17 protein-coding genes and 1 pseudogene (1 of these 18 only partly in view) are annotated in these 23,201 nt (G+C 32.8%); 9 read left to right on the forward strand and 9 right to left on the reverse strand.

The window, feature by feature from the left end:
* Positions 1 to 979: the 5' portion of a glycosyl hydrolase family 18 protein gene (locus tag BW942_RS09330; protein WP_000734960.1), read on the reverse strand. The gene continues 302 nt to the left of window position 1, outside the view; the window shows 979 of its 1,281 coding nt (coding positions 1-979); its start codon is at positions 977 to 979; the stop codon falls past the left edge of the window.
* Between the two features lie 1,370 nt (positions 980 to 2,349).
* On the opposite strand from BW942_RS09330, the pseudogene BW942_RS21720 reads away from it, so the two are divergent.
* The 3 genes and pseudogenes from BW942_RS21720 to BW942_RS09345 all read left to right on the forward strand — a co-directional run.
* Positions 2,350 to 2,439: pseudogene (locus BW942_RS21720) on the forward strand (transposase); the annotation flags it as partial.
* Between the two features lie 323 nt (positions 2,440 to 2,762).
* On the forward strand, positions 2,763 to 3,611 hold the full coding sequence (locus tag BW942_RS09340; RefSeq protein ID WP_001982416.1) for an Lp29 family lipoprotein: 849 nt from the start codon (positions 2,763 to 2,765) through the stop codon (positions 3,609 to 3,611).
* 922 nt (positions 3,612 to 4,533) lie between these two features.
* Positions 4,534 to 5,637, forward strand: coding sequence for a DegT/DnrJ/EryC1/StrS family aminotransferase (locus BW942_RS09345; protein ID WP_001982414.1), 1,104 nt, complete (start codon positions 4,534 to 4,536; stop codon positions 5,635 to 5,637).
* Between the two features lie 564 nt (positions 5,638 to 6,201).
* On the opposite strand, the gene BW942_RS22225 is transcribed toward BW942_RS09345, so the two are convergent.
* On the reverse strand, positions 6,202 to 6,282 hold the full coding sequence (locus BW942_RS22225; RefSeq protein WP_368471397.1) for a calcium-binding protein: 81 nt from the start codon (positions 6,280 to 6,282) through the stop codon (positions 6,202 to 6,204).
* Positions 6,283 to 6,902: 620 nt separating this feature from the next.
* Between BW942_RS22225 and BW942_RS09350 the strand changes: the two genes are divergently transcribed.
* Positions 6,903 to 7,493 carry a DUF6962 family protein gene (locus BW942_RS09350; RefSeq protein WP_001177666.1) on the forward strand — a complete coding sequence of 197 codons (591 nt, stop codon included), beginning with the start codon at positions 6,903 to 6,905 and terminating at the stop codon, positions 7,491 to 7,493.
* Between the two features lie 557 nt (positions 7,494 to 8,050).
* Here the strand turns inward: BW942_RS09350 and BW942_RS09355 are convergent.
* Positions 8,051 to 8,935 carry an LIC_13029 family protein gene (locus BW942_RS09355; RefSeq protein ID WP_000230454.1) on the reverse strand — a complete coding sequence of 295 codons (885 nt, stop codon included), beginning with the start codon at positions 8,933 to 8,935 and terminating at the stop codon, positions 8,051 to 8,053.
* Between the two features lie 116 nt (positions 8,936 to 9,051).
* Between BW942_RS09355 and BW942_RS09360 the strand changes: the two genes are divergently transcribed.
* The gene (locus BW942_RS09360; protein WP_000864365.1) at positions 9,052 to 10,071 is read left to right on the forward strand and encodes a DUF2804 domain-containing protein; all 1,020 of its coding nucleotides are present in this window, start codon (positions 9,052 to 9,054) and stop codon (positions 10,069 to 10,071) included.
* Between the two features lie 610 nt (positions 10,072 to 10,681).
* Here BW942_RS09360 and BW942_RS09365 read toward each other — a convergent pair.
* Positions 10,682 to 11,371: an HAD-IA family hydrolase gene (locus tag BW942_RS09365; protein ID WP_001109095.1), complete on the reverse strand. Its 690-nt coding sequence runs from the start codon at positions 11,369 to 11,371 to the stop codon at positions 10,682 to 10,684.
* Between the two features lie 99 nt (positions 11,372 to 11,470).
* On the opposite strand from BW942_RS09365, the gene BW942_RS09370 reads away from it, so the two are divergent.
* Entirely contained in the window at positions 11,471 to 12,175 is a 705-nt protein-coding gene (locus BW942_RS09370) for a DJ-1/PfpI family protein (RefSeq protein ID WP_001119768.1), read from the forward strand.
* A gap of 1,124 nt (positions 12,176 to 13,299) precedes the next feature.
* Here the strand turns inward: BW942_RS09370 and BW942_RS21725 are convergent.
* The 4 genes from BW942_RS21725 to BW942_RS09385 all read right to left on the reverse strand — a co-directional run bounded on the left by BW942_RS21725 (position 13,300) and on the right by BW942_RS09385 (position 17,477).
* The gene (locus tag BW942_RS21725; RefSeq protein WP_001982411.1) at positions 13,300 to 13,731 is read right to left on the reverse strand and encodes a hypothetical protein; all 432 of its coding nucleotides are present in this window, start codon (positions 13,729 to 13,731) and stop codon (positions 13,300 to 13,302) included.
* A gap of 104 nt (positions 13,732 to 13,835) precedes the next feature.
* Entirely contained in the window at positions 13,836 to 14,204 is a 369-nt protein-coding gene (locus BW942_RS21730) for a GNAT family N-acetyltransferase (protein ID WP_001977355.1), read from the reverse strand.
* Positions 14,205 to 14,510: 306 nt separating this feature from the next.
* Complete coding sequence (locus BW942_RS09380; protein ID WP_000594730.1) at positions 14,511 to 15,833, reverse strand: phospholipase C/P1 nuclease family protein; 1,323 nt, start codon at positions 15,831 to 15,833, stop codon at positions 14,511 to 14,513.
* Positions 15,834 to 16,301: 468 nt separating this feature from the next.
* Complete coding sequence (locus tag BW942_RS09385) at positions 16,302 to 17,477, reverse strand: DUF1343 domain-containing protein (RefSeq protein WP_001128536.1); 1,176 nt, start codon at positions 17,475 to 17,477, stop codon at positions 16,302 to 16,304.
* Positions 17,478 to 17,601: 124 nt separating this feature from the next.
* Between BW942_RS09385 and BW942_RS09390 the strand changes: the two genes are divergently transcribed.
* Complete coding sequence (locus BW942_RS09390) at positions 17,602 to 20,127, forward strand: cyclic nucleotide-binding domain-containing protein (protein WP_000863354.1); 2,526 nt, start codon at positions 17,602 to 17,604, stop codon at positions 20,125 to 20,127.
* Positions 20,128 to 20,683: 556 nt separating this feature from the next.
* Here BW942_RS09390 and BW942_RS09395 read toward each other — a convergent pair.
* Complete coding sequence (locus BW942_RS09395) at positions 20,684 to 21,370, reverse strand: hypothetical protein (RefSeq protein WP_000390247.1); 687 nt, start codon at positions 21,368 to 21,370, stop codon at positions 20,684 to 20,686.
* Positions 21,371 to 21,604: 234 nt separating this feature from the next.
* Here BW942_RS09395 and BW942_RS09400 point away from each other — a divergent pair, with 234 nt between their 5' ends.
* Both BW942_RS09400 and BW942_RS09405 read left to right on the forward strand, forming a co-directional pair.
* Positions 21,605 to 21,994: a hypothetical protein gene (locus BW942_RS09400; protein WP_002081002.1), complete on the forward strand. Its 390-nt coding sequence runs from the start codon at positions 21,605 to 21,607 to the stop codon at positions 21,992 to 21,994.
* On the forward strand, positions 21,994 to 22,521 hold the full coding sequence (locus tag BW942_RS09405; RefSeq protein WP_000651384.1) for a hypothetical protein: 528 nt from the start codon (positions 21,994 to 21,996) through the stop codon (positions 22,519 to 22,521). Before BW942_RS09400 ends, BW942_RS09405 begins: the two co-directional genes overlap by 1 nt.
* Positions 22,522 to 23,201 lie beyond the last annotated feature (680 nt).

Here is a 23,201-nt window from a genome sequence, read left to right on the forward strand (position 1 = left end):
TCCTCGGATTCCAATTCGTTTTGATATATTGAGCGCGGGAATAAAAAACTGCCTTGGAGGGAATATCGCAGTTTAATGGCCAGTCGTAGCCATAAGTTGGAATTGCCATATATAGCTTAGAATTAGGGATTTTTTTAGTAGAATATTCTAATATTCTTTCAATCCACCAGGATGGTGCTTGTGGACCAGGACCCGGAAAGGCATTTTTCCTTGGATGTAATTCGTAGGCCATGATCTTGACCTTATCTGCGACTTTACCTAGAAATTCATAGTCGTGTGAAAGTTGACCTCTGTAGGCTTCGTAAAAATCAACCTGCATCTTCTTGCCGTTTTCTTTGCAAAAATAATCTGATGGTTGTTCAGCGAATGTTTTAGGATGAATTGCAACTGATAAGAGTTTATTTTTCTTTTTTAATTCTTTGGAAAGGAGGGTTAGAAAAATTTCGAAACTTTCTTTTTTATCACATGTCATTCCTTCGTAGTCGATGTCGATTCCGTCGTAATTGTAAGTATCGATCTCTTTTAAGATTTGTTGAATATGATAGTCACGAATTTTTACGTTTCCGTTGAGTCCGATAGCATCCGAAACTTTTTCGAAATCGTTTTCCCATCGAAAGATCGTTGGAATGATTTTTGTTTTTGGGGAAATTGTTTTTAAAGTCCAAATATAAATTTCTTGAGCTTCATGATTCCAAATGGACTTGATCTTGCCCGTATTGGTTCTACCTCCTTCCAGAGTATAAAGAAAGGGATGAATCTCGTCATATAGATGAATATTTTGTGTCATTGCAACTATATCGGAAGACCAAGTGGATGCTAAAAATTTCTTTTCATTCTCTTTTGTATCAATTTTTAAATCGTATATCGAATTAATAAACTCAGATATACTTTTAGCTTTAGAGATACGGAAAAGATACAATCCTATCCACGTCGAAAGTAATAAAATAAAGATAAAAAAAAGTAAAAGAAGTTTTTTCAAAATGAGCTCGGTACACCGTTTCCGGATTGAATTTTTTCGGTCAGTTTAAATTCGGATTCTATTCTGAAAAGTGAATTTATCTAAAGATGAAGATAGTACCATAAATTTTGAAACGAATCTTCCGTTTTGATTTCTGAATTTGAACTCAGCGTGTCTTTGCTATCACCAATAAAAATGATAAAAAGGATTGGTATTATTTTGGTTATATACTGGGTTTTAGGTTCTTTTTCTCATGATGTATGAATATATTAGTACATTATACTTTTTAAATATAATTATTGTATTATTTTTACGTAGAAATTTAATTTTTACTGATTCTTATAAAATAAAGTATTATAAATTTTGAACTTAGAGCTTGTCCCCAAACCTTACAATGTGAGAACTACTACGAAAATTTAACGAGATTAGAGCTGCTCGAAAGTTCGTAAATTGCCAAATGCGACTTGCAGAGCGACCATAGAAGCGATGTATTGAGTTTCACAAAAATGTAGGAACTACTGCATTTTATTAAAAATTTTAAAGAATTATTTCGTAAAATTCTTTGAGGTTTTGGGGCAAGTTCTAAATCTTTAGTTTACTATAGAATTTTGGACATTCTTGTTTAATATAACGTTTAGTAAGAGCAGTTTAACTGAGTTTTCCTACATTTCAATTGCTTTGCATTCGATTATATTGAACTTACGTAAAGCGGCACTTTGTGACAAATATTTTGATACTCAATTTTATAGGTATCAGTAATAAAGTGGTTTTATCAATTCGTTTTGCTAAGGGTTACAAAATAGAGTCTAAAATTCTAAGTTAAATAACAAATTTGCCTTGGAGTTCATGGTATTCAATTTTACAAAGATGATTTAGAGCAATATAACAAGTAGCGAATCTTGATTGCAAGAATCATTTAGTGTAAAATATTTTTTTCTATTGTTATTGGTAGTAATAGAAAATGGAATAATTTATTTATATTTTAAAATATTATAATATTTATTTTGAATTATTGATAGAGATGTAATTGTTTAAATAAATCTAGGTTCTGTTTTTTTAAAAATAGAAAATTTTTTTCAGGTTCTTTAATTAGAGCTGTTGAAAATTAATTTTCCCATCTGTTTCTAAAAACGGCTAATTGAAGCGGTTCTAATTTGAATCATGAAAATTTTTGAAAGTTATAGATTAGATACTTTAATTCTTTTATTTAAAGTAGAATGTTGCGAATTTTTATCGCAAAAGTCTATTTGAGTGTAAAAATCAGATTCTATAATTATTTGCAGCAACCCTTAAGTATTGGAAAATTTAAGTAAATTATGAGACTTTTGTAAAATAGATTTTTATTTTTTTGATGATTACAAAGAATAATTCCGTACAGAAACTTGAAGATTAAAATTATTAGAGTTGTTGAAAAATCAATTCTCCATCTGTTTTCTATTTCATGGAAACGGTCGATTGAAGTAGTTTTGTTAATTGAACTATGGAGTTTTTCAACAATTCTATTCTATTTAGATTTCCTTATACAAATCATAAATCGTAAGAATATAAATCTAGGTTGAAAAAAAATTACGATTCATTTTAGAATCATTTTGAGGATTACTCAAAACTATTAAAGCCCTCAGTATGCTTGCGCTGGGTTTTACAATAAAAATTTGCGGTACTCAACTTTATAGAGATTAGTAGTAATGATTTGTTTTTATTTTAAGGTATTTGTTGTAAAGATTATCATTGTTCAATTTTGATTCAATAGCAGATGATTTATAGAACAAATTCAAAATTACTTTTAGAGCGGGAAGCGAACTTTATGACCAAATTAGAGAAAAAAAAGATACGTCTTTCTTGGAAGGAAACTTTCGTTTTTTCGATTTTTTTTATGATGATTACTACTTTAATAAAATGTAATTATCATTATTACGTAGAAAAAAACATCCCGGAAAATACTTCGATTCCAAATTTACCTAAAGTAAAAATTACTTATATAGGTTTTCGTCCTTATGAGACTGAAATTACTAAATCTTCTGCTGAAACTCGGGTTTATACTGCGAGTTTGGTTTATCCAGATCGAACTATATTCAAATTTCAGAATGGAGTTTATGCATCTGATTTGAAATCTGTTGGTTATAGAAAGGACGTTTCTTCGGATAAGGTAAAAAAGTTTGTTCAAGATTATTTAAATGAAGTCAAAGAAAGTGGTGTTCTTGAATTGACATACGTAACAAGTGTAGAAAAAAAAGGTGAGGAACGTATCTTTAAATTAAAAGATATAGGAACTGATTATTATGTATTAGGAATTCATACTCCTGCTTTTCAAACTCCAAAACACTTCGGAAGTAGCGTAATTCAATTATTCTCCTCTGTTTTTTCGGTATTAAGTTTTGGTTTGATTCCAAGTTATGCTTCCTTGCAAGCTGGAACTGAAATTAAAATTTATGATAAAAATTTAAATCAACTTACATCTATGAAATATGATCATGGGTATTCCGTTTTAGGTGCAATATGGGCCTCATCTATTCCGGAAGAATGTAGTCGTATGAGATGTAATTTTCTCAAACAAGTATCTTCTCCTCCAAAATTTGTTTATCAAGAACATGGGCCTCAATTTGAATCGGATATAGTGAGTTTTATACAAACTCAATTTCCGTTTCGTAAATAACATGAGTTTGTGGAGGAATATTGGTGATTCATTCTTCTAAAAAAAGTTGAAATCTGAACTTTACAAATCATTCCTACTCAAAATTATATAATAAAATACTCAATCGTTTACACATCAGTCATGTTAATTCTACATAAAAAAGTTTGGGCGAATCCTCCGGCGTTTTGGATTACGCTTTCAGCTCCGATCAACAACTTGAGTTGAAGATTCGCTTGAAAACAAAATCTTTTCCTAAATTTAATTTGTTATAGAACGTGATCTGTCGAGCGAGTGCCAATAGAAGCGATACGCTGAGCTTAAAAGAAGGTTCTGCGACTCGATCGTTTTCGCATTGGATCATACCGAAAACACGTTAACCGATACTTTATCGTAACATTTATGGACACTCAATTTTGTAGGGATTCGTAAAATGTAGGAACTACCGCGAATCGAATCACAAAAAGTGAATGTTTTAAAATTTGTAATACGACTTAATTTGTGGGAACTCTCACAAATCTATATTTTATGGCAAAATTTTGAAATGTGGGAACTCCACTGTTTTTGATCAGGATCTATCATTTTATAAATGAATCTAGGAACTCTTATTTATTTTGGAATAAGACGATTTTTGAAATAGGCTCACATCCTATTCTAATTTTTTCAATAAACTCATAGTATTATTTTCATACATCTTCATATTAAAAGATCTATTTCTAAATTCAGGAAGTTCATTTTGTAAAATCGGTAAAACTTGGAGTTGATTCGTTTCGGTCTAAAATGCAGTAGTTCCCACAAAATTTCAGTTTTACGAAGAGATTTTTCTTGTACTTTTTTGATCCAATTGCAAACTATGTCTATAAGATGTAGAAAAAGGTCTTTACGAGATCGAATTCAAATACATAATGCGACATAATAAAATTATTAGAAACTGAGTTAGTTGGACATGAGTAGCACCGAAACTGAAATTTTAGAAAAGAATTCTAAAAAAAAGACAGAAATTGAATTTCATAAGCCTACTCTTTCCAGAGAAGATTTGAAAACGGTTTTAGAATGTCTCGTGGAGGATCATCTCACAACTGGAAATGTAACTACACGTTTTGAAAAAGCATTTGCTTCCACTTTCCGCTATAAACAAGTTATTTCCACAAATCATCTTACTTCTGCTTATCATCTCTCACTTCTGGCGTTGGATGTTCAAGCAGGGGATAAAGTCGCACTTTCTACATTTGCGTCCGTTTCAGCACTTGACGCCATTTTTCTTTTAAAAGCGACTCCGGTTGTAATTGATCTGGATAAAAATTCTTTTCATCTAAATTCGGAAGAGCTGACGCAAAAATTAGCAGATTCTTCTATTAAAGCGATTATTTTAGATCATTCTTTTGGTTCTGTGGTAGATGCAAGACGTTACGATTTTAAAGGAATTCCGGTCATCGAAGATATTTCTGAAGTTTTGGGTGCACAAAGTGCAACTTTTATTCCGGGGAAACAAGGAAGTCTTGCTGTTTGTGGACTTTCAGTAGATCAAATGATCACAACTGGAAACGGTGCTATGATCATTACAGATCAAGAACCACTCGCTAAAAAAATTCGAGCGATGAAAACAGGTAAAGAACCATACCAAAGAAAAGAGGGGCAACCCAAGTTAGACTATAATCTTATCGACTATCAAGCAGCGCTTGGAATTGAACAGCTTTCCAAAATTGGAATCATCTTAGAAAGAAAAAGAAAAATCGCGCAAGTTTATTTACAGTCTATCTCAGGAACTTCAGTTAAAACTTGGTATGGAGATCCAAATTTAGATACATTCAATCGTTTTATTATTCTTGCTCCTGGAAGTTACGAACAAGTAGAAAGATATTTTCGCTCTTTACAGATTGGAACTCAAAGAGTAATGGAAGAACCAATTCATCATATTTTAGAACTTTCTAATGCAGATTTTCCAAATGGAGAAAGGCTCTTTCAAAGAGGCCATTGTATTCCAATTTACCCTAATTTAACAAAAGATAATATTCAAAGGATTTCTCAGGCAATCCGTAGAATTTATTGAACGATTACGAGTATTCTAAACTCAGAATCGGTTTTATAAGTTTATAAAAACTCATAAAATAAACGATAGGTCTTCGTGTAGACGTTTTACAAAATACCATTACTGATTCCTATCAAATTGGTACCGCATTTTTTATTGTAAGGTTCTGTTTCAGTGCAAAGTGCTAGATATTTTATACTTCTGAATAATTCCGGAATTCATGGCTTTTGGAAATAGTTTCTGCATTTTATCTTTTTTATAAATCCATAATATTATTTTGATACGTCTTCGTAGTAAAAATGTTATCTTTGGACTTTATAATTTTGTATAAGTTTTCTAAAAGGATTTTTCAAAGTTATACACTACTCATTGATGAGAGATCTGTGGAATGGCTCACTTTGTAGTGAGTTTTGTTATTATTCATAACTATATAATAAAGTACCTAATTTTTATATGGAACCAGCGTTTTGTGATAAAATTAACGGTACTCAATTTTATAGAGATTAGTAATTGTAGTTACTTAGAAAGTATATAACGTGAATTTGTTTAGGATCTATGATTTATTCTTCTGAAAGAATTGGAACTTTACAGATCGATTCTTTCAATGTGGGAATTCTCATAATTTATAAAATAGAAGTTTATAACAATTGAATCTTTCGTATTCAATCAAGTGCGGGAACTCCCACAAAACTTAAATTTGTCTGTAATGATGTGGGAACTACTGCAAACCACGATTTTACGAACAAATTCTAAAATTGTAGAAATTCATACTTTTAGAAAATTTTTTCTTATGCCGGACTCATATTATATAAACAGAAGAATATTTTGCATTCAAACAGGCTTTTACGATAAAATTGCGGTGTTTTATTATATAACTCCGAGAATAATATGGAAGTTGTTATTTTAAAAAATTATTTTTCCACAAGTTCACGTTAGTTATCTCTATAAAATTAAACACCTAAATGTTTGTTACAAAGTGCTGTTTCATGTAAGTTCGATAGAATTCGATTGAAGCGTAGGAGATTTAGCAGAACGTTCTTTCAAATCAAAAGTATATATAAAAAACGTGATGAATTGTGAGGAAAATATTTCTCAATGTGATTCATAAAGTTTATTGAGGAGTTTAAATTACAAATTTTAATTTCTCAAATTACATTCTAAATTACGCATGTAGATTTATTTTGACGTAAAATACTTGGATTTATTTAAACAAATCCAGGCAATACAGTCATTTGTTTTTTGAAAAAGAATTGCAAAAATTGTTTCTATAATAAAGATCATTTTCCATGCAATTGACTACCGTTTTTTCCGATTTCATTTTAAGTCTTGTATCCATCTTTGTCGCGATTCAAATTAAAAATGAAACTTCTTATTCGAAATCTGCGGGTTTTATAGGATTTCTTGCGATAGGAATTTCTGCCGGTTTAGGAACGATTCACTTTTTAGGAATCGAAGTTTTAGATCCTATTTATCGTTTTGCAGTGGGTTTTGCTTCTTTTGTGGGAGTACCATTGATTGGAACCGGTTTTTTTCATATTGGAATCAAAAAGTTGAAAAAAAATAATCTCTATCCAGTTGGAGGAGTTTTGTTGTCTTTTTATTTGATTTTTGGTTATATCTTTCCACTTCCAATCGTATCTACTGTGTTAGGTGGAATTTCTATGATTACGGCAATTCTTGTTTGTATTCGTAAAAATTCTGGAGAAAATAAAGTCCCGGCTTTATATGGGATTTTAGGCGCGATTCTTTTTATTCTTGCGGGGCTTGTGATTGGAACATCTGGATCTAGGGGACCAGTTTTGAACGTAGACATTTTTCACGTCGTTTTAGCAGTTGCCGTTTATTCTTTAGGTGCTTCTCTCAAACGATTAAACTAATTTTGTTCCAAAATTTGGGAATTACTAACGTTAGTTTAATGGTGAAAATTTTATTTAAAAACTTATAAAGTCTCAAAAAAAGTAATCTGTGGAAACTCCCACAAATCCAGGTTTTACAGATAAACTTCAATTTATTGACTGGAGTTGAAAGTAGTACAGCGAAGCCGGATTCGTTCCGGTTTTTTTACGCTGGATTTACATTAGAATTGTTGAAAGATTCCATAGTTCAAGTTTAACAAAACTGTTTCAATCGACGTTTCTATGGAACGGATGGGGAATTCATTTTTCAACAATTCTATTATTGAAGTGTAAACTATTAGATTGGGTAATTTATTATATAGTTTTGAGTAGTTATCTGAAATTCTCTACATCAAAATTAAAACGATCCAAGAAACTCTCAAACAAAGTAGTTGTTATGCTGTTAAAACCCTTGAAAAGAAAGTTATAATTATTGTAATCTTTTTTGAAAGAAGAATTTTTGATTTTTAAAATTTTTCTGCTACGATTTATGCGATATTTTATTTATTAAAAATATCATAATATTATTATGTTTCTTATTAAGATGGGATTTGTTCGGAAACCTGGGTTACCCACGAAGAATAATAATTTGCCAAAGTTCTCAAAAACATCAGATCCATTTCATTCTCTTCTTTTAGAATTTTGACCGCGTTTGTAAATTGAAGTCTAAATTCGGTAAGAGGAGTTTTTTCCGGTATTACACGTTTCATCGAAGGAATGTTATCTTCCATTCCGTATTCTTGAGCCCACTTTTCGATTAAGTTTCCACAATTATATTTTTTAGAAAGTAAGAGCTGGGCTAATATATGACGAAACATACTTTCTATCGATATGATTGTGATGTCTTTATGAAGAATGGAAATTTCGGTGATAATGTCGTCCTTCTTGTCGATCACTACCTTTGTGTTTCCGATTTTGTTGAAGATTTTGGAAAGGTCGTTGTAAGCTCTGAAATTTTTTAGAATCGTTTCTCTGTCCTTCATATTCACGGTTCTTTCATTTTCGGGAAGATTCATTTCATTTAAAATTGTCTCAATCACGACAAAGATAATGTCGAAAGAAAATTGAACGGATTTACCTACTAGATAAAGAATTTCGTTTTGAAAAGATATGTGAACCGCGTTAAAGAATAATTCTAACTTTTCAGGGATTAGAGATGAAGAAGTTTTGTAGAGATCAATCATATCTTTGGTGAATTTAGTTCGGTCTAAAATCGGAAACAAGTCGGGATGATTGGTATGAGTCCTTAATAACATTTCTTTTAGAACTTTAACTGCACCTTGTTGTACTTCTTCCGTTCTATAAAGAACTCGATAAAGTAGAATAGAAATTTCACGAGATGTTTTTTTAGATTTTAGAATTTTAAGGTCGGCCTCATCAAGGCCGTAAGATTTGGAAGAATTCTGGCTTTTTGTTTCTACCATAAGCGTTGAATTGGAGGCCAATGCTGATCTAAAAAAAATAAAAGTAAAGCGAAATTGTAAACAATACAATATTTACATTGCATTTTAAACCTTTTGCATTAATCTAACTGATCAAAATGAAAGTCATAGGCGCTGAAAATAAAGTCAACTACGGGGTATTTGATGGTCCGGTTGAATTTAATTATAAAGAGTTTCAACTGTTGGATTTTTTTGGTAAAGAAATTAGCGGATTTAGAAAACGTTTTGCATTTAAAAAATTCAATTATATTGGAATTATCACAGACGAATTCTTAATTGGTTTTGCTGTTGTTAGTCTTGGATATGTGTATAATGTATTTACTTATTTATATCATTACAAAGATGGAATTTTATTTGAGTTTGATACTAAAGGTTTAGATAATGAAAACAAATTACAATTTCCAGTCAATCCGGACGAATATAAGATCCAATTCCAAAAAGGAAGTTCTTTTCTAAATATCTACAAATCACACCCTAAAGGTACACTTGACGTAGACGCTTTTTTAGGAAATAAATTGCGGTTTCAATTTCAAGCGGATTTTGCACTCAAAAGTCATTCTCCTTTGAGAGTTCTAAATCCTTCTGAACCTACTCATTGGACTTTTACTGAAAAATGTTCTCCTCTAATTCCAAGTTCATTAGAAATTTCTTATCAAGATAAATCTCTTTCATTCGATCGTAAAAAAACTACAATTCTTTATGATTGGTCCGGAGGCTATCTCAGAAGAGAAACCAATTGGTATTGGGCGGCGTTTGGTGGGATCCTTTCCAATCGAACTTCAATTGGCGCTAACTTTGCAGCTTTAGTGAATGAAACTTTTTTTTCCGAAAACGCATTTTGGATCAATCGAAAGCGAAAGAGGATTTCCAGAATAATCTTCGATTTTTCTCAAAAAGATCCCACCAAACCTTGGAAAATTTACGATGAAGAAGATTTTGTAAATCTCACATTCGTTCCGGAAGGAGAAAGAAAAGATAAAATGAATCTAATTGTTTCCAAATTATATTTCAGACAATTTGTTGGAAAATTTTCGGGTAAATTTCGCTTTACGGATAAAAAAAACATTTCTTTCCGAGATGTTTATGGTTTTACGGAGTTTCATCGCTCCATTTGGTAGATAGAATTATAACTTTAATATATTATAATTTAACTGTTCAATAATAAATTTTTAGTGTGAGAGGATTTAGAAAAATAATAGAATCATTGAAAAATTAATTCCATTAGTTTTCGTTGTATGGAAACGGCCGATTAAAACAATTTTATTAATCTCTACTATGGGATTTTTCAACAACTCTATTATCGAATCTTTTTGTGGATAATGTGAATTCGATAGAATCCGATGCGAAAACGATAATTCAGCAGAACACTCTCTCAAACTCAGCGTCTCGCTTCTATAGTCCCGCCCGAAGTAACTCAACGTTTCATTCCTGAATTCAATGCATCGCTCCTACGGGTCGCTCTGCAGATCGTTCGACGAATCGCGTTCTAAATTGAAGCTAAAAGCGAAATAACGCATTACATTTCTTTCATGCAATTTATTGACTATAGCTGAAGGTGTGGCTCGGCAAAGCAGATTTGCCCAGATTTTTTTCGCTGAATTTACTTTTTTGGAGTGTAAACTATTGGATTTGGTTTTTTATTATGTAGTTCTGAGCAGAAATTGAAGTATAAGATTGTGGTTGTAAAGAACACATGATTTCAATCTTGATTTCTTTTATAGATCTAATTTATAAAAATTGAATTAACTCGGATAAAGTTTTTAGATCTCCTTTTTCTCCTTTTAAATAAGACCTCCAACCTAATGATTTTGGTATTTTTATATCCAATTCGTATTTATCGCCACAGTAAACTAAACAATCACCCGAAAGTCCTACTAAACGCATCGCTTCTTCAAATATTTTTGGAGAAGGTTTTTCATACCCAAATTCGGCACTTACAATTACAGGATTCAAATATTCTAATATTCCTTTTGCTTCTAAAAGTGCTCTGAGTCTGTGATCCCAATTTGAAATTGCTCCGAGTCCCCAGTTTTCTTCTTTACAATAATCTTTAAGTTTCCAAAAACCTGGATCCAAGGTCCATAGTTCGGGGTCTGCAAATTTATGATATATAATCGGAAACGCTTTTTCAATTGAGACTTGGTCTGGAACTCTTTTCAAAAAATCTTCAAGTAGTTCCTTCCACCAACCTGGAGTTCCTCCTGAATGAAATTGGTATTTATCTCTATGTTCTGGTGGAGAATTTTTTTGCATTTTTTGCCAAGACTCAGTGAATGCTCTTCTGTAAATCTCTCCCGCATTCTCTTTCTTTTGTAACCCTGCTTGTAAAAGGATTTCAAGATATGTTTCTCCGGCGGATTTTTTTAGATGGAGAATTGTATCTCCTACATCTAAAAATAAATATTTTTGATAATTCACAGACCTAGTTTATTTACTCCTGGTTTTTTGCATCTCTGTAAGAATTTTAAAATCAAAAATGACTTGTAAGTCACTTTACATAATCTATTCTTTAAATTTATGCCGCATGCTAATTTCTCTATCGGAATTTTTATTTTCCCGGGAGTTACCCAACTCGATTTTACAGGACCTTATGAAGTTTTTTCAAGAATCCCAAACGTAAAAATATTTTTATTTGCACAATCTAAAGATCCAGTTCAGTCGGAATCTGGTATGAAGTTGATCCCGGACTTTGATTTTGCGGATTGTCCAGATCTTGATATTCTACTTGTGCCTGGTGGTCCCGGAACAACTCTTCTAATGGAAGAATTTACTGTTTTGGATTTTCTCAAAAGAAAAACCGTAAATTCTAGATTCATCACTTCGGTTTGTACCGGTTCTTTGGTTCTTGCGTCTGCCGGTCTTCTCGACGGTTATAAAGCTACTACTCATTGGATGTCTTTAGATGTTTTAAAATTATTTCCGGTTCAGATTTCCAGCGAACGTTTTGTAAAGGATCGTAACCGAATTACCGGAGGTGGTGTTACTGCTGGAATCGATTTTGCTCTTTTTTTAACTGCAGAATTTTTCGGCTCCGAACTCGCCGAAGAAATTCAACTTATGATTGAATACAATCCAGCCCCTCCGTTTACTTCAGGACATCCTACTACCGCCACTTCCCATTTGGTTGATAAGGTAAAGTCAAATCGAGAAATCACTCAAAATCGTAGGAAGGCGGCGGCTATCCGGGTTTTAACGTCTAAAAACGCTTGGTCTAAATCTTGAAGTTACGAGTAACTTTCAATTCAGAGTGAATTTGTTGGTTTTTATTCAAACAAAAAGAAATAATTAGGATGTAGGAACTCGTACATTTCCAGTTAAAGTGTGTTTGGTGTAATGAATTTCTAATTCTGAAAAATTTATCTTTTCTCAAAATGGAATAATTCCCACAATTTGCGTCTCTTTTTATTTTTTTGTGATTTTAAATCGTGCTTTCACAACGAAATTTTGCAGTAGTTCCCACATTTCATAAAAGTTATATTTCCGCTACAATACAAAATAGGAACATTATTTTTCTTTTGCTTGTATTCTTTTTCATTTTTTTAAACCGAACTAACATTACTGATCTCTATAAAATTGAGTACCGTTAATTTTATCACAAAATACTAATTCCATGCAAAATATTAGGTACTTTATTATATAGTTATGAGTAGTGACTATATAACTTTTGAAAACCATAATTAATTTATAATGTTATAAAGTTCATAAGAGCTACCATAAATTTAAACGATAAAAATACCGCAAAGTTCATTTTTATTTTGAGACTAAAATAAAATGAGGTGAATCAAACCTTTTTTTATGTTCTTCTGCTTAGAACTATTAGAATAAAGTTTCAGCATTTTGCACCGAAATAGGGTTTGTAGTAAAGATTTATGGTACTCAATTTTTTAAAGATCAATAAGAATTCATAAAATGAATTTTTAATTTGATGAAGGTATCAAAATAGAGATTTCATATAAAAATTTGAATATACGATTATTATTTTTAGATTTTATAAAGGTTTTTTTATAAATCGTTTTTAAAATGGAAATTATAAATTCTGTCGTTAAGACTTTGTCCCAAAACTTATCGAACGGCCTTTAGGAAATGAGATTTGAGTTTCACAAAATGTAAGAACTAGCGCGAAAATTTAACGACATTAAAACTGCTCGAAATTTTGCAAATTGCGACCTAATTTGTAGGAACCTGCTACAGAATATTAAAAATTTCTAAAAAATTATAGAGAAAAAATTTTTTGAGGTTTTGGGACAAGCTCTAATATAATTTTGGCACAAATATTGTTAAAATAAAATATTAAAAAATATGAAAGTTGTAAACTAAAATAGATACTGACATTCTTATTATTTCAATTAGGCTCTTGCCAACATGGGAAATAAAAAAGTAGATTTCAATGCTGATTGAAAACCTTTTACAAACAAAGGAGAATCTGTTTGAGTAATAATATCGTTTTTAATTTCCAAATTCAAAAGATCGAACCGATCTGGGCAAAAGCCAAAACGAATTTCTTCTATATCTTCTAAATTCCAATCTAAGAGAAATTTAGAAATGGAAAAAGAATCTCTACAAAGAATATCATATATCCATAAAACCTTTTTATCTAGATGTAGAACCAAGATAGAATCGTTTTCCGGAAAGTAATAAAAGTTCTCTGGATATACATAAATCCAATAAAAAGATAAAATAAATTCATATTGTATAACTCCAAATCGATTTGTAGTCGATTTAGCAGAAGAAGTAATTTTACGAAATAAGATTCTATCTTTTTCCGAATTTACGTTCAAGATTTGAAAATTCAGGGAAGATTTTTTTCTGCGAAATGGACTAAGATTCTTGCAAACAAAACAGGATTCTTCTATTTTTCGAAACCCAAATTTAGGATAAAAATCTAATACGTTTTCGTTTCCAAATAGAAAAAAAACGAAGTTTTAGATTTGTAATCTTCTAAAATATGTTCGATGAGTTTGCGAGAAAGACCCTGATGCTGATATTCTGGCAAAGTTCCTACTGTTGCCAATTGAACCGCGTCAAATTCTTGTCCGTTTAATATAATTTTCATTTCGCATACGGAAGCATTAGAGACTATAATTTCGTCTTTAAAAAAAGAATAAGGAATGTAAGAATTTTCCCAGAACCCGAGCTGATACCAAAGGCGAAAGTCTGCTCCATAAAGTGCTTTGGGAGTAAATTGAAAAAACGCTTCTCTAAGCTTTTCTTTTTCTCTGTAGTTTTTATAAAAGGTAAATTCTTTTTGCATTTAATTTGAGTTTGGTGGAAAGAATATTATTAATCCTTTATAATAGAGTTGTTGAAAAATTCCATAATGGGGATCAACAAAATTACTTCAATTGTCCATTTCAATGCAACAGAAACGGATAGAGAATTTATTTTTCAACAACTCTAATATGAAAGATATTGTTTAAAAATTCTTAAGCAGTTACAAATAACGTAATCTGTAAAAATTACTATAGTTTATTACAAGATTCAAGATGATTTTTTTAAAGTTTTCAGATAAGTTTATAAAACATTTTTCGAAACTTAGAATAAATGTTCTAGCTGAAATCTAATTTTTATGATTTGAATCTTGTAAAATCAAATGTAACATTTCTCTGGTTGCGAAACCTGTTAGAGAAAAATCTCTACCCGCTTCTTTTAAAAGAAGATTTCTTTTTTCCGAATTTAATGTGGGAATGATTTCCTTCATTTTGGTCCCAAGTTCCTTTTCCAGATCATATTCAGGTTTCATTGTATATTTTTCTCCAAAAGTATCTATGATCGATTGGTTGATTTGAAAGGCGTGAACGGAAGCCTCTTTGCCTACGAATTTCATCAAATCTTCGTTAGACGAAAACGAAGGAAAATCTTTTGAATTTTGTACTAAAAATTCGGTTAAGGTCCGAGTAGTGGGGTTCTTGTAAAAATCTATCAAATTGTAAGAGATAAAATCTTCGTACAAAAAATGGCGATTGGTTACAAGTTGAGTAGCTTTGGCTTTCATATCTTTTTTTGTTTCTTTTGATGAAAAGATATAACGGGCGTAATACGAGAAGTCTGCGTCGGGAACTGCCTTGGAATGATACGGTTGTCCTATGTCTTGGATATAATGACAAGCCCAAGTAGCAAAACGATACTGCCAATAATTGTGTCCCGTTTTTCCCGCCAATTTGGAAAGGCGAGAAAACAACTCGATCCGATCTAAGATCATTCCACCTTTTACAACTTCGGGAACAAAAAGGGAAAGAATCCAATTTTCATTTTGGAATTGCATATGAAAAGGAGCTTTACTACCTTCTCCTTCTGCTTTTCCATAAGGTTGTTTTCCATATCCATATTCTTGAAGATTCCAAAGGTCATGATCCATTCCCCAATCTGGTTCATCGATAAATGTATAGAGAATGTTTCTAAGTTTGACTTTTTTTCCGAGTGTAGATTGAAACCTTGCTGGAAGTTCGGAATGATCTAAAAGATAAGGAGTGATTGAGGAAACTGGAACGTTTCCAATCATTGGTTTAGAACCGGGAAGAATTCTTTCCACTTCCAAAAATCGAGTAGCGGGGTTTAGTCTTGCCGCTTTTAAAAATTCTATAACCGATGCGGTTTCTGGATGAAATTCAATTTTTTTAAATCGTTTTGATCCTCTGGATTCTTCCCAAACTGCAAACTCGTCAAATAAAACTTTTAGAGAATTCTTTTCTTTTTTTACGAAAGAATCCAAGGATTCAGATTCTACTTCTCCGGATATAAATTTCATAGAAGGATGTTCTAATATTTGATCCATAATGAGGTAGTGAGTTCCCCAGGGAAATAAGGCTGTTGGAAGAATAAAAAGAAGTAAAAATACAACAAATGTTTTCTGCTTCATTACAATTTTTTGATTTTTGATCATAATTTTCTCTTCAATTTAAATTTAGGTAATTTCCGTTAGAATCACGTAAAGCCAGACATGACTTTTTCGGGAGAATCTATAAAATGGTCTAAGATGAATGATCCGCCAATCGAGCACAACAAAAGATTCAAGTATCTCTGGAAATCTGATTGAATAGAATTTTTCCGAACATTTGATTTATCTTAATTCTTCTTTGATGTGGGAACTACCGCAAATTTAAATTTTACGATAAAATCTAAAAACTCCGTCTAACCCAGAGTAGTTAGCTTTTTTGAAGGAGATCCTACATTCTAACTACACATTGCGCGGAATAGGAATGGAGTAATTACGTAAACTGTTATCAAATGGGTTGTCAATTTTTGCGATGACTGCAAAAAGGCAATTTCATACAAAGATGAGAATTTAAGGTTATAATCGATTCAAAATTAAAAAGTTCTGAGTTTTTAGAGAAGCTGAACGCGTCGGTTCTTAAAATAATTCCATCTCTTTACATTTTCTTTTCCAAGTGCGTTCTTGTTCATTCAAATATTGGAATACAATGGAATCAGAATGTTTTCCCTTTAAATAATCCAAAAGAAAACGATCTCCAACCAAAAGTTCGATTGCGGAACGATCCGATCTGAATTCGTATGCACCTGCTCTATAAGCAAAATCATTTGGATATTCTTCGCTGAGTGTACGAATCAGCTTTAGGGTAAAAAATAGACTGTGAAACTTCTCTGGTTTTTTTAACAAAATTTGAAAACCACCACAGACTAGATCCTTATGTTTGTGAAAGGTAGGAATAAATTTCAAAGGTCTTAAGATCAAACTTCCTCCTTGAGATTCTTCTAAAACTTTTCGAATACGAATGTTTTCTTCATTTATATAAGGAGCTCCAAAAGTTTCAAAAGGTCTTGTAGTTCCTCTGCCTTCAGAAAGATTGGTTCCTTCCAAAAGACATTGACCAGAATAAACATAACAAGTTGAGCGAAATGGAATATTGGGAGAAGGTGGAATCCAACTAAATTCTGAATCTTTCTTTTTATACCATCCTTTATTTACGATTCTGATCTTTACGTTTAAATGAAATTCTTTCTGATAATAAGAAAGTAATTTTCCAGGGGTCAAACCATGACGATGTAAAACACCTCTCACTCCTACAAAAGATTCAAATTCTTTTTGAAGAGGAGAACCTTCGATTTTTTTTCCTGCAGGATTGGTAGAATCAAAAATAATTACTGAAATTTCATTTTTTCCTGAAGAATTCCATTTAGAAATTTCTTCTAAAAAATAATAAGCAGTTGTAAGAAAAGTATAATAACGTGCTCCAGTATCTCTAATGTCTATGATGACTATGTCTAATCCTTCTAAAGAAACCGAATCTGGAATCAAACTAGATTCTTGATCTCCGTAAAGATTGATAAATTCTACTTCATCTAGATTATATCTCAGACTGGAACCGGAAACCTGATCTTGAAGTTCTGCAAAAAGTCCGTGTTCTGGGAGGAATATTTTCTTTAGATCGTAACGTTTGTGAATGGATTGAAAGTGATATTCTCCATCTGGTCCGAAAGCGCTTTGATTGGTGATCATACCAATTCTGGAAGTCTGAAGCAACTTTTCAATTTTATTCATTCTTCCGATATACTCTTTAAGAGGCATAAGGAGTCAAGTTTAACGAGAATTACACTTAAAAGTAGCAGATTCAGAACGGTTTTTTAATTCCCTTTCTAAAAAATTGTTTTCTCTATGGATAAGAAATAGTTTCTTTTTCATTAATTTCAATATGGCATTTGATCCCTCCGTTCCACAACAACAAGCCCAAGCCCCCGCGGGAACTTTATTGTTTCCAGAAGGTTCTTCCGCAAATACTCTAAACGTACTTCATAGTGGAACGGTTCGTTATTTGACCGAAGTTCCAGGTGGTAGAAAACTAGAACTTTTTAAACTGAATGGAGCCAATTTGACTCCTGGATCTGTGGCTCTTTTTACGAGTGGCAGATATCCGTTTCATCTTCAAGCGGAAGAAGCCTGCGTCATTTCTACTTATGCGATGAATCGAGATACGATCTCTAAAAGTGTAGGTTCTCGTGTTTCTTTAGGGCTCATGGTCGCAAGGACACTACTTCGAGAAATCACAGAACTTTTTAAAAAATCCAACCAGATCCGAAAAATTACCTCTGAAATTGAAAAGGTAAACGACAATCTATCGATTTTATATTATCAGTTCAATCCAAGTGTATTTCCAGACATTAAACCTGGTTCTCCAATTCCAGAGGTTTCAGCTGATGTAGTAGATCCGGTTATGCGTCTTTGTAGAGAGAACTTGAAGTTATTCTTTGATAACGGAGGTATTCTACCAGATAGACCTAGTCCTCAATTTTTAGAGGAAGAACACGAATCTCAACTTACAAGACTTTACCCCGAAGAAATCGATTTTCAAGACGGAGAATTCAATTTCATTCGCAAGTTGGTAATGCAAGATCCTAAAATCCTAAATGTATTATTTACCGCAGATCCTTCTATGCTTGCCTATGTTTGTTCTAAACTGGCGAACGTGTTGGATCAAATTTCTGGAATTCTTAAGACTTGTCTTACTGATCTGGACGAGGCATTTCGTATCTTTTTTATTGGTGAAAATAGTCTCGTAGAAAAATTCTATCTCATTTTAGATATTACTTCTTCTGGTTACGGCACTGCTCCCGCAGAATTCGTAATACCTGTGTTAGGTGCTTTTGCGGGCAAAATCGAAAAATATAAAAACGGACATCAGGCTCTTTTCGGTGTTCCTGTGGCGAATATTTCTCCCAACACACAAGCGTTTCAATCCAAAGCAGTTACACTTGCGAAAAAAATGGAAGAAACCGCTCCTAAAGTTCAAGCTCCCGTTACTTCTTCCGCAACGGCAGGAGTGGACGTTGACGCGATTCGTAAAGAATTAGACAATTCTGCATCCGTTATCATTCAATTTTCTGGTTTGGGAGCGGAACAGATAAAAGAATTTTCCGCTCTTATGGTAAAGGTGAAAAGTTTAAAAAACCCTCTCGATCCGGAAGGTGACAATAGAAAGGTCAGAAGGACTTTGGGAAGACATTATTGGGATATGTACCAGGAATGTTTTACGAAATACATGAGCTCTAACCGAAACGTTCCTAAACCAGTTGAACTCATGTTAAAGTACGGTTATTTCGATGAAACGTTGGTGGACGATTCTCAGATTGCCTTTATGTACACTCAAAAAGATCCAGCTAACTTTACTTCCAACGTTCCTATTTCACTTGGAACTGAATGGTTGGAGAAGGTATTTAAAAGGGAAGTTCCAACTTCTTTGGACGAAATGGGGCAAAACTTTTTTGAGAAGGTAAAACTTGAAAATAGAAATATAGTGATCAAAAAAGAATCGGATATTCCGCCTGAGTTAGACAATCCGGACACTAGACTCAAGTTCGAGTTTGCTTCCCTTTATGAAGCAAATGTTAGACTTACCTCGGGTAGTCCGGCGACCCACTTTCCGATTTTGACTAAGTTTCATAGTCAGATGGCGATTGATAAATCCTATGTTTCCAAAAAGATTTTGGAAGAAGTAGTTCACGAGTTGATGGCGGTAGACTATTCTATTTTCCATAGAGAAGTAATTTATAATAATAACGAATTAGGAATTACTAAAGAATTTATTCAAAAATGTGTAATCCCTGATTTTATCTTAGTTCCTTCCATCGGAACCAAAGTAATGATGTGGCAGGATCTTTCCATTCACAGAGGAGCTGGCTCTAAAGAAAGTCCCGGAAGAATTGTACTTCCTATCTTTGCGCAAGGGGATTTGAAAACGATGGTTGCGGATGCTCTGGCTGCGTTTCGATGGGAACTCACCAAATCCATTTTAGGCGCCGAGTGGAATAACGTGGGTAATCCTTCGATTACTGCAGATTACACGGATTATATTCAATTTTTTAAGAAAAATAAAGATCTTTCAATGGAGATCAAAGAGAAGTTGGCCTCCGACTTTAAACGTTTTAGAAATGATAGGGATATATTTGCAAATGATTATCAACTCTGGATGAAATACGAAGCGGACGGTGTTCAGAGACTTAACAAAGTAGTTCGTGGAATTTTTTACAGACACATTCCTTTTAGTAAACAAGTTCGAGATAAAGTGGCTAAAACTCCTGCCTTTGCAGAGATCCATAACCGATTTATTAATATTAGAAATCGAAAATATACTGAAATAGAAAATCGTTATAAAAAGTATCTCAACGCTTTGGGTAGCCTCCCGGACCCTCTACGTGAGAACTTGGAATTCTTTAGAGTCTAAATTTTGAAATCTAATTCTTTCAAATTGAGTCTGATCTTTTGTTGAAAAATCAGTGAAAGCTTGTTTGGCTTTTCCGTTTTCAAAATCACTTTCAATTTTTTTATTTCGAGCTGATCTATTGGAACAACTGATTCTTTGTGGTAGGTTTCCTATTTAGGACTTTCCCGAATTACTCAGCTATATAATAAAGTAACACAAGTTCGACATAAGAAAGAATTTTTTAAAAGTATGAGTTCCTACAGTTTTAGAATTTGTTTGTAAAATCGTGATTTGCGGTAGTTCCCACATTTTAGAAATAGATTTATAGAGTTCAGATTCTAACTTTTTGTCAGAAAATGAATCTTAGATTTCTTTACGCCAAACTCATGTTAATTAAAAAACTGTTCCAAAGCGATCATTTTTAATTTCTCGCTAAATGTGAGAGTTCCCACAGATTCAGTGATTGCCGATTGCCCTTAAAAATTTGTAAGAGTTCCCACATTTTTAGGTTCTACAGTGACTTTAAGTAAAAATAAATATAGTTAGAAACGAAAATTTATAAAAGAGATTTTAGATTTTATATCTCTTCCAAAAGATAAGGACGAGTATATTCTCGGATGATCTCTACTACAAACCGCCCCCAACTTTTAGGATCGTGCTGTGAAATTTCTACCTGTTTGATTTTTGGAAAATAGGGAACTGCTTTATAATGACTGTGAGAAAGTTCAACCGCTCTCAGATAGTTATCGACTCTTTTGACTCGAACGAAATTTAATAACTCGGATTGAACCTGACTTTGTGCGATGTAACCGATAATGATCAGTTTTGGAAAAAGAGATTTTTGTAATAAATTTATGAATTCAGCAAAACTATCCACACGATCTATAAATCCTTCGTAGGCGCCACCCCCTAAATTCATGATCTGTGTCACAATATCCATTGTAAAGGAGACTCCTTCCGCAGAAGTCATGTCTGAAATAATAACGATTCCTTCGTCCGGTTGGAATGTTTTGAACATTTGAGAACCTTTGAAATGTCTTCTCAAAAGTTTTGCTGCGGATATATCTATCTCGGCGGCTTTAGTAAGAATAGTTTTTCCAGAAGAATCAAGAACAGGTTCTCTTGTGATGATGTATCTCTTTTTGGTCGCGCCTTGATTCATCACTCGGAACGCCTTGACCTTTTCTTCGATTTCATCCAAAGAACAATAACCGATTTTTAATACGTTTTCCCTGGATCTTTTCCCTAATTCTGTATCTTCCATTTGAAGTTTTAAGGGGATGGCAAGATTGAAATTCGAAACTTGTTTCCCTTATCCCGTTTTATCATAACATTGAATTTACTTTGAACAACTCGCTTCTCAATCAAAGAGAAACAAGATTAAAACACTTGCACCTAATTTCCGGTTTTTCTGAATGGAATCATGTGTCCGGAAACGGAAGACGATTCTCGATTTCGCATCTTTTTACAGATTTCGAAGATTGTTTTTGTACCAATTTTGCTTTCCACTCTTTTTTCTTGCGAGTCTATAGAATTTATCCCAGATACGGTTTTAAGAGAAGAATTTGGCTTTTCTCATAAAAATTCTTGGAATGAAATCGAAATTCGTAATACTTCTCCTCCAAAACCATATCGCACATACGGTAAAATCATTATTCGTTCATTTGCAAATGGTAGAATCCCGGATTATCTGATTATCAATCTCAAAAAAGAATTGTTTACCAACCATATGGACGGTGTTATTTTTACTGGAAAAGGAATTGTGAACATTCCACCTGTTTTAGTCCATTCTGGGAATGGAGACGGCAATACGGTTGTGATTGGTTATGTAAACAACGAAATGGGAGTCATCGAAGGTGTTGCTTATCGTTACAAGGATAATCTATAATGAAGGATTTTACGGATCATTCTCATTCTATTCGAAGATTTAATAGTGAAATTTTCGTAGATTCTGAAGACCGCTGGATCTTTAGAGGAAATCGAATCGATCAAAAAGAAATCCTATCTTACTTTCGTCAAAACCTACACGAAGATGAACTTGGAATTTACATAGACAATTGTTTTGGAGAATTGAGGGAAAACGGTTATTTAGAATTGGAAGGTTATCCGATCCATTTAATCGCCTGTAAAGAATCGGAAGACACTTTATTCTTTTTTGCAGAATCTAATTTAGTTTATTTGTTGAAGGATTTAATTTTTGCGTTAGATGTAAACGGTTGTCTTTTTGCTAAAACCTTAAATCATAAAAAGCTAAAGTTTAGACTGGATCGGAACTGTCTTTCTGATCTCAGCCCTTTTTTAGAAGAAACGATAGACGGAACCGAAATTCGATTTCAAGGCAAATCAATTCCAATTCTGGAATCGAACGAATCTCCACAGGTAGCACTTCCGGAAGGTTTTAGTTCCATTTCATAGATTTGATTTGTAATTTCTTATTTTAGAAATTTATCTTTTACTTCTTCCGAAACAAATTGTCCAAAGATAACCTTAGACAAAATGGCGCCCTTCTGGGTTTGAAAATCGTGGGTTAGATGAAAGATTTACCACAAAACAAAAAAACAACAGAAGGAACGTAAATAACGTGAGTTCGACGTAAGAATATTTGGGCGAATCGCTCGCAGATTTTATAGTATATAATGGCTCGCGACCGCGCTTGAACTCAATGTTGCTCCTTGCTGTCGCAACATAATGCTACAATTCCTTCGGAATTTTCGCTACAATCGCTTTCGCATTCGTATACCGAACTCACATTAAATAAAAAGAAAAGTATATGTAGGAATGGATGTTCACAAAGAAGCGAGAGTTCCCAACCCCAAGAGTATTTGATCTCAATATAAATCTGTCGGAATTACGACAAATCCTGTGTAAAACTTACACTTTCACAACGCGATCAGTAGGAGTCATTGTGTTGAGTTTCAGACGTGATCTGTCGAACGATCCATAAGATTGAATTTCACAAGAATGTGGGAACTATTACGAAAATTGAACGATATCAGGTCACTTGAAAGTTCGTAAATTGTTAAACGCGAATTAATTTAACGTGAGTTCAGTGTAAGAAAAATTTTTCTAAAGGTATAAGTTCCCACAGATTACGT

This window comes from Leptospira interrogans (assembly GCF_900156205.1).
Taxonomy (GTDB): domain Bacteria; phylum Spirochaetota; class Leptospiria; order Leptospirales; family Leptospiraceae; genus Leptospira; species Leptospira interrogans.